Raw genomic sequence first — 5,915 nt, forward strand, 5'->3', positions numbered from 1 at the left:
TCCTCTGCCAGCACCATGTTCAAGCCCGGATTGCTGCGCATCAGCCCCGCCACGTAAAGGGTATAGACTTTCCCCGCCTCTAACTGGAGGTCAAACCGTTGCAAGGGAATGCTCCGGCTGGGAGCCGACTGCACACCTGGCGCGGGGGCTGAAGGAGCTATGGCCACCTGAATTTGGGTAAAGCCGGGGCGCATGGCTTGAAAGGTGGATACTTGTCCGAAGGCCAACTGGGGCAGCAGCACCCGCCCTTGCTCCCCTTGCCATTGCAGGGCCGGCGCATCAGGGGCGGCGTGGACAAACCGCACCAGGGCTTGATCAAACGGCGGATGGATGTTGTCTTCCAATACCAGGGCTGTCATGCGATTTGGCTCGTTGGCAGCCACCACCGAGAACACTCCCCCGCCCCTGAGGTTAGCCACAGTTCTGGCCGCAACCGTTCGCGCTAGCGGAACGGAGTCTTGAGAACTTGCGGGCTGGCCGGGGTTCTCAGGTGTTGAAAACAAAACAATGTCGTACTCGCCCGCCGGCATGCGCACGTACTCGCTCACCGCGCCGTAGGCTATGCTCCGAGCAGCCCTTACCCCTCCCACTTCCAAGTCGATCCGAGGGGCATTGGGGGCCACATGCACCAAGCGCACCTGGACCTCAGAAACTCCCGCAGATGCCGAAGGCATCGGGATGGCACAGCCGGACAAAAGCCCCGGCATTAAAGCCCCACCCACCACGCAGAGGACTGCGCTCACCCACTGTCGCACCATAGTTTATGCTCACTCCCACTCCTCACACCCAACGCTCAGTAGGGATCGAGCAGAAGGGCCCTCTCGCTCCCCAAAAGTTCGGTTCGGCGCAAGGGATCCCCTCCACTGACGCCAAAGAACCTGCTCTTGTCTTACCCCAGTTTTGCGCCTGATGCCATAGAGCCGGGCAGGATTTGCCGGCCCCCCTAAATCAAAGGGATCCCGGCGACAGGATCAAGAAGAACTGGGCGAGAAGAGCGGCGGCTGAACAAGCGGAAATAGGTGCTGACGGCCAACTCTTTCAGCGGGAAAAGCAGGTAGGTGAGGGGGTTGATGGTAACGATGATGTTGCGGCAATCGCGTTTGGCCTGGGCCAGGATCTGGGCGGCCACCCAATCTCCCGACATAACTCCAATGGGATTGAGCTGGCTCTTGAAGGGACCGAGGATGAGTTTGCGCACCACGCAGGGAGCGTCCAGGCGGCGCAGGGTAACCAAATCTCCTAGGGCCCGCTTGGAGAGCTCGTAGAGGGGGCTGAAGGCAGGGCTGACCTCGGCTTCTGAGGTGTTCACCCAAACCTCTTTGGTGGCCATCTCTGGGTTGTTGCGAACTGTCTGGAAGAACAGCTCCATCAGCCGCCAAGCCGAGAAAGTGTTGACGGCGTAGGACTGGCGGACAGACTCGGGATCCCGCTCCCCATGCACGTTGAGGCCGTGGTTGATCACCAAGATATCGACCCGCTCCAGGAGTTCGGCCAGGGATCCCTCCTGCCCCACCTGCCAGCGAACGGTCTCCACCGGCTGGGGCTGGCCGTCCACTTCGATGGCAACCGAATCCGCATGGGAGCTGAGGGCGATGACTTTGGCGCCGTAGCGGTGACAGTGCTGCAAGAGGGCCCGGCCCAGGGTGCCGGAGGCGCCGGTGATGGCCACACGCTTGCCTTTCAGGGAGAGACTGGTGCCCATAATCCGATCCACCAAGGTCAAGGTGCCGCAAAAGTAGGCGTTGGTATCGTCGAAGTGGTGCCGCCAGTGGTAGGCGCGGTTCACATGCCACTGGCTGGGGGGAGCGGGGAAAGGCCCCGGCTGGTGGGTGATATCCGTCTGCAGAGCCAGCCCATAGCCCCGCAACATGCCGGCCACCCAGAAACTGGCCGAATAGAGCACTCCCACTACTGCTGCCAGGCCGTAGAAGAGGGATCCCTGGCCCAACAGCACCACCCAGGGGATCCCGGCTAGAACCATCGTCGCCGCTTCGGGAACATCGTGGTGCCACTGGGATTCTCGGTATAACTTGGGGTCTACCACGCTGAGATCGGGGCGGAACAGGCGGTGGTGCAGGGTGTGCTTGGGCATCAGCCAGGGCCAGAGGTGGGCCAGCCAATGGCGCACATCTCGCACGATCTCCGCCCAAAGGACGGAAGCCAAGGCAATGGCTCCCACCGCTAGCCACTGAGTTACGCTGCTAACATCCATAGGGCTTTGCCGACAGTAGCCGAACCATCCTGGGCTCGCCGTCGCCTCTTGGCATCAACCTCACACAGTTGGCGACCCTCAAAAATCATCGCAAAGATCGTTGATAAAGACCATCCTAGACCGCGAGCAAGACGGCCAACGGCAGCCTTTGGGATCCCTTCCCTCACCCCTGGCCCCTCTCCCTGAGGCACCCAAGCGCTCCGCGCCGCTCACGCGACCACCCCCGGCCCCTCTCCCTGAGGGAGAGGGGGGAGAGAGATCAAGGGGTGGGGGGCGGAAGCTTGCGGATCTCTACAGCGTCTCCCACTTGCAAGCCCAGGGCTGCAGCCGTCCCGCCGCGGAACTCCAGCACGCCATCTACCAACTGGTCAGAGGGTGGCCCATAGACGGGGCAGGGTTGGGCGGGGCAGCCGGGCACATCGGCAGCGATGTACACCACCTGACCTTGGCGGAGAAAGATAATGTCCAGGTTAAGCGGCGTGTTGAACATCCAGAAGGCAGCCGGCTGGGGCGGGTCGAAGGGAAACCACATGCCGCGATCAGGCGGCAAATCGGTGCGAAACATCAGGCCCAGCCGCTGTTGCTCGGGGGTGCGGGCCACTTCCAGCTCAAAGCGCTTGCCGGCAATGGTTACTTCCGCTTCCACCGGCAGGTGCTGGGGCTGCCCTTTGGCCGGGGTCGAGCTGGCAACGGCTGCCGTCTCCTGGGCTTCTCCTCCAGCAGTACATCCCAGCAGCAGAGCCAGGCCCAAGGCGATCCCGCTCGCTGTGACAGCCTGGCGCTCTCTTGCCCACCAACTCATCCCTTTCTCCTGCTGAGCTGTGCAGGCTTGATCCTACCCTGCTCTCTGGACTGAAGAGGGAGGGGATCCGCGGCAAGTTTGCCGGGATCTCCTGCGGGCTTTGGCCTGTCGATCTCACCTCAAGCGCAGCCGCAATGGCCAGCCTGGGCAAGAGCCATCCACCCCCAACCCGATACCATAGCCTATAGAGTCTATCTATCGTTCCCCACCCGGCCAGGAGAGACCCAATGAAAGACCTTTTGAGCATGTCCTCGGCGAGCCGGATCCCGCTTCTGGCTCTGTTTGGCCTATTGCTTTTGGGTCTCTGGCCCACGCACGGGGAAACCCCGGTGCGGATCCCGTTTGAGCCGACCGTGACCTATGGGGAAGGGTATGGAGAAGAGGCTGTGGCCCAACAAGCCCAAAGTCGCTTTGCGCTAAAGCTATTCGCTCACCTACTCCAGCAGCAGCCGCAAGAGAACCTCTTTTTCTCCCCCTTGAGCCTTCGCCTGGCCCTGAGCATGCTGTACAACGGCGCCGCTGGAGAGACCCAAGCGGCCATGGCCGAGGTGCTGGAGGCCCAAGAACTCTCCCTCAATGAGTTGAACTGGACCAACGCCCAGATGGCGCGCTGGCTGGTGGAGCGATCCCAAGCAGAAGGGCCGATCCAGGTGCAAGTGGCCAACGGCCTTTGGGTCGATCAAATCCTCACCCTGCGGCCTCCCTTTTTGCAGGCGCTGGCTACCTATTACCAAGCGGTGGTCAATCGGGTGGAGCTGGGATCCCGCCAGACGGTGCAGGCGATTAACCGTTGGGTAGCCGAGCGCACCCAGGGCCAGATCGACCGCATCGTGGATCGCCTCAGCCGCGAGGACGTGATGGTTTTGCTCAACGCCATCCATTTCAAGGGAGAGTGGACCCAGCCCTTCGATCCGGCCCTGACCAAGCCCCAGCCCTTCACCCGAGCTGATGGCCGCCGTGTCCAAGTGCCGCTGATGGCCCAATCCGGTCGCTACGGCTACCGGGAGACCGAGCAGCTCCAGGTGGTGCGCCTGCCCTATGGGGAAGGGGAGCTGGCCCTGCTGATCCTGCTGCCCAAACCAGGGGTGAGCTTGGCAACCCTGCAACAGGAGCTCAGCCCAGAAACTTGGCAAGAATGGACGGGATCCCTGCCCACCCGCCCCGGCTCGGTGCGGATCCCCAAGTTTAAGCTGGCCTACGCAACCGATCTGGTGCCGGCTTTGCAGCAGTTGGGTATGGGGATCGCCTTTTCTCGCCGGGCCGATTTCAGCCAGATGACCTCAGAGCCGACGCAGGTCAGCAGAGTCTTGCACAAGGCGGCCATCGAAGTGGATGAAAAGGGATCCGAGGCGGCTGCTGCCACCGGGGTAATCGTCTCCCGCACCGCCAGCGACCGGCAGGAGCCCTTCCAATTCGTAGCGGATCGACCTTTCTGGTTTGCCATTGTCGCTTCTAGATCCGGCGACAACCCCGAGGCGCAAACTGTGCTGTTTATGGGATCCCTGGTGGATCCTGGATAAGGGGATCCCTCATGCTGACTGCGGAGGTCATGATAATCGAGGTTTTGGAACAAGAAAAGATCCCTGGGTTTGCCTTGGATTTGTCAGAGTTTTTTGCCGAACCTAAGTTTTAGTTCTTTGCCAACTTAGCAACAAAAGCCTTCAGGGTTCCGCGGCACCTGGTAAACTGGCTCCAAAAACGGGATCCCCTTCCATGGCGCTGGTTTACCTGCAAGTTCTGGAGCGCACCCCCAGGCGGCTGCGGATTGCCCTGCAAAGGTTTACCTCTGAGCAGCTGGCCTGGCGGGTGGTGGCGGGCCTGGGGTTGTTGGCGCTGGGATCCCAGCTCTGGCAGCCTTCCCCCCTGCTGGGGCTACTGGCTGTAGCAGCGGGCCTGGGGATTGGGATCCCTTGGGGGCTGGGGCAGATCTTGAGTGTGGATCGGGAGCGGCAGCGGGTGACCCTGACCCGGCTGGGTGGCCCTTGGGGGATCTGGCGGCAGCAGGTCTTCTCTTATCCTCTCGCCCAATTGCAAGGGGTGCGGCTGCAGCGGCTGGGACAAGAGATCTTGGATAAAGAAGCACAGGAAAGCTTTCAGCTACAAGCTCAGGTGCGGTTGCAGTTCCGTCCCCAGGTTTTTGAACAAGAGCTTGAAGAAGTGATCGCTTGTTTCAGTAGCCAATCGGCGATCAAAAAAGGCGAGCCGGAAGCCCTTGCCTTGGCGCAGCGGCTGGCAGGCTGGATTCAGGCCTATATGAACCCGTGAGGTTGCCTCATAAGCTGTTGATTGCAGTACTTGGCAATCCTTGGAAAGCTGTCGAGAATGGGTGTGAATTTGGATAGGTGCTTTTGCGAACCTTCACAGAACAGAATTTCGGCAATGCTAAGCCGTCATGACTATTCCTGAGGAGACTCTAGAAACCGTTAGCCTAGTCGTCAGGGATGCTTTGCGCAACTGGCCGTGGCTGCTTTTGTGGGCAGCCTCTTTCCTGGCGCTTGTCTTCTGGCAAAGGCGGCGGCTACATCAGGCCCAGGTTGGTTTTCCCGATATCGTCACCCTGGCGCGGCCCGATACGACATTGGTGGAGTGTAACGAAGTCTGCCAGAGGGTTTTTGGCAATTGGCGGGGCCGGCGCTGGATCGAGGCCTTGTTGCCAGAGGAGCAAGAGCAGGTGCGGCAGCAGATAGCCCAGCTCACCCCTCAGCAGCGCACCTTCACGAGGGTTGATAGGATGGTGGACGCGGCGGGACAGGTGCGGTGGTTTGAGTGGATCAACCAGGGCATCTTTGACCGGCGGGGCCGGCTGCAGTTTATTCGCGGGGTCGGCCGAGACATCACCAAGCAGAAGCAACTGGAAGACAATCTGCGGCTGCGGGAAGCCCAATTGCAAGCCCTCTTGGA

Annotated in this window: 6 protein-coding genes; 3 read left to right on the forward strand and 3 right to left on the reverse strand. The window is 61.0% G+C overall.

Annotated features, from left to right (window positions below; translation table 11 throughout):
• The 3 genes from NW857_RS03230 to NW857_RS03240 all read right to left on the reverse strand — a co-directional run.
• The coding region (locus NW857_RS03230; RefSeq protein WP_414367925.1) for a DUF4397 domain-containing protein at nucleotides 1-758 on the reverse strand (758 nt) is incomplete at its 3' end.
• 185 nt (nucleotides 759-943) lie between these two features.
• Nucleotides 944-2,212: a bifunctional sterol desaturase/short chain dehydrogenase gene (locus tag NW857_RS03235; RefSeq protein ID WP_414333212.1), complete on the reverse strand. Its 1,269-nt coding sequence runs from the start codon at nucleotides 2,210-2,212 to the stop codon at nucleotides 944-946.
• 259 nt (nucleotides 2,213-2,471) lie between these two features.
• A complete protein-coding gene (locus NW857_RS03240) occupies nucleotides 2,472-3,014 on the reverse strand; it encodes a DUF192 domain-containing protein (RefSeq protein ID WP_414335919.1) in 543 nt (180 codons plus the stop codon).
• A 227-nt stretch (nucleotides 3,015-3,241) separates the two neighbouring features.
• On the opposite strand from NW857_RS03240, the gene NW857_RS03245 reads away from it, so the two are divergent.
• From NW857_RS03245 to NW857_RS03255, 3 genes are all read left to right on the forward strand, one after another.
• A complete protein-coding gene (locus tag NW857_RS03245; RefSeq protein ID WP_414367927.1) occupies nucleotides 3,242-4,534 on the forward strand; it encodes a serpin family protein in 1,293 nt (430 codons plus the stop codon).
• Nucleotides 4,535-4,727: 193 nt separating this feature from the next.
• On the forward strand, nucleotides 4,728-5,279 hold the full coding sequence (locus NW857_RS03250) for a hypothetical protein (protein ID WP_414347926.1): 552 nt from the start codon (nucleotides 4,728-4,730) through the stop codon (nucleotides 5,277-5,279).
• 127 nt (nucleotides 5,280-5,406) lie between these two features.
• Nucleotides 5,407-5,915 (forward strand): PAS domain S-box protein (locus NW857_RS03255; RefSeq protein WP_414367928.1); only part of this gene is annotated, 509 nt, incomplete at its 3' end.

This window comes from Synechococcus sp. H55.9 (assembly GCF_047462355.1).
In the GTDB taxonomy this organism is placed as follows: domain Bacteria; phylum Cyanobacteriota; class Cyanobacteriia; order Thermostichales; family Thermostichaceae; genus Thermostichus.